A 1,841-nucleotide genomic window follows, 5' to 3' on the forward strand; every position below is an offset into this window, starting at 1 on the left:
AGACAACTAATGAGCGACAACTTCTCCTTCCTAGAAAAAGATTTTCCCTCCCTAGCAAACTTTGGGCATTTGGCTGTCGAGTGAAACAAACTTGAAATTGTTGAGGATAAGGTTTTATGAATAATAAATATGAAAGCGTAAGAAAATTTTTATTATATCCAGATAATATTGATGACCTTTGGGAAAGTAATGATTTAATTTGGATTGATTGGAGAGAAGAAGACGAATCTGTAATCAATTACTTTAATAGTGAAATAGGAAATCTTATAGAAGTAGATTTTATAAATAATAATAAAAAATATGGTGATGACATAAAATTAAAATACAGAGCTAAAGAAATAGTTGTTCCTTATATGGATAATATGGATAGGGATACAACTATAAAGTATTTCAACGAAATCATAAAGGAAGATTTTGAAATAAGATGGTTTGTTGAAAGTCTTGGTGATGATACTTTAGCGTTTTGCATTTTACCGAATAATTTATGGAGTAGTTTAGAAAATGAGTTTAGTAAAGAGGTTGTAGATTATTATTTTATGACAATTAGTTTGGAATCCGTAATGTTCGATTTAGATGTTGATTCTGTTTTTGATTTGATTTCGCTTAGAAAAGCTAAAAATAAAGTACCTTTTGTAGAATTACTAAAAAAGCTAAAGTAGATAAATAAAAATTAGAAGTTGTAGAGGGAATAGTGTGTCAACACCAAATATAATTTATTCTAATAAAAATGCAACCAACTATAGCTTCCTTTATTTTTTACATGAAGAAGATAGATTTGACGAGAAGTCTTTTTATGACCTATATGCTTATGTTAGTAAATTGGAAAGTATAACTCTTGCAGAATTAAGAGATTTATATTTTATTCAAAATCAAGTAATGAGGCATATTGTTTACCACTTTGATCAAAATGATATGAGTGAAATTTTAAACTTTCCGACTGAATACTGGAAGTATATTGACCTTTTAGATCATGCTATAAATAATATTTGTTCTATTGTTATATAGTCAACTCCCAGTTTATTGAATTTGGCAAGGTATAGGTTTCTATGAGATGAAAAATATAGATATTTTCGTACATGAAAAATATAACAAAGCTGATTACGAAAAGGTAGCAGAACATATCTATAAAACGTATGACGATTTTATGAAAAGTGATTGCTTTGTTACTTCATTAAAATTTGTTCAAGAACCAGAATTAGGAGAAGGAGATAGTCCGAGGAATATTTCCCAATATCCATTGGAAGATGTTTTAGAAAAATTTTATGTGGCGATTCAGGATTTTTATGAAGATTTGAATTATACCAGTGATGAGACTTGTTATTTGGAATTTTCGGCTTCAAATATGGAAGATATACAGAAACTACTTGGAATCGTAAATAAGCATGTATACAATAAGGAAGATGGGGATTATGTAGAGCTGGTAATTGAATAGTGTATTAAAATAATTACGATATAATTTCACGGGTTCTGATAGTAAATGTACAGATGATGATTGGGTTTGGTGTGCGGGCGAAGTAGTAAAAGCTGTCGACTTTATTCGTCCAAGCAAACAAGCTGGAGCTGACTGGGAGTCTCTACAGATTAAAAACCGCGACAATTCAGAAAACTCGTCCAGTTCAGCTATCCGTAATGGCACCGACATCAAAAAGTGATACAGAACAGTGTCTAAAACGGGCAGTACGAGGTGGGAAAAATTCCCAGTTGACGCAGATGGCGAAAAGCTTGATGAAGCGGATTTTCAGAACTTTGTGAAAGAGTACCTGATGAGCTTGCGCTAAATCTATTGGTGGTCGTATAACGGCTCAGCACGCTTGCCATTTTGGAAACGACATTTTCGCAAA

3 protein-coding genes and 1 pseudogene are annotated in these 1,841 nt (G+C 31.7%); all 4 read left to right on the forward strand.

Annotated features, from left to right (window positions below; genetic code table 11):
• The first annotated feature begins 116 nt into the window (after positions 1 to 116).
• Entirely contained in the window at positions 117 to 659 is a 543-nt protein-coding gene (locus PG731_RS06970) for a hypothetical protein (RefSeq protein WP_270773005.1), read from the forward strand.
• A gap of 34 nt (positions 660 to 693) precedes the next feature.
• Complete coding sequence (locus tag PG731_RS06975) at positions 694 to 1,005, forward strand: hypothetical protein (RefSeq protein ID WP_270773007.1); 312 nt, start codon at positions 694 to 696, stop codon at positions 1,003 to 1,005.
• 46 nt (positions 1,006 to 1,051) lie between these two features.
• Positions 1,052 to 1,432 (forward strand): hypothetical protein, encoded by a 381-nt coding sequence (locus tag PG731_RS06980; RefSeq protein ID WP_270773008.1) that lies wholly within the window; start codon positions 1,052 to 1,054, stop codon positions 1,430 to 1,432.
• Between the two features lie 61 nt (positions 1,433 to 1,493).
• A pseudogene (locus PG731_RS09240) lies at positions 1,494 to 1,778 on the forward strand (SinI family restriction endonuclease); the annotation flags it as partial.
• Positions 1,779 to 1,841: the final 63 nt, after the last annotated feature.

This window comes from Pauljensenia sp. OF14-1SRA, assembly GCF_027694595.1.
Lineage (GTDB): Bacteria > Actinomycetota > Actinomycetes > Actinomycetales > Actinomycetaceae > Pauljensenia > Pauljensenia turicensis_B.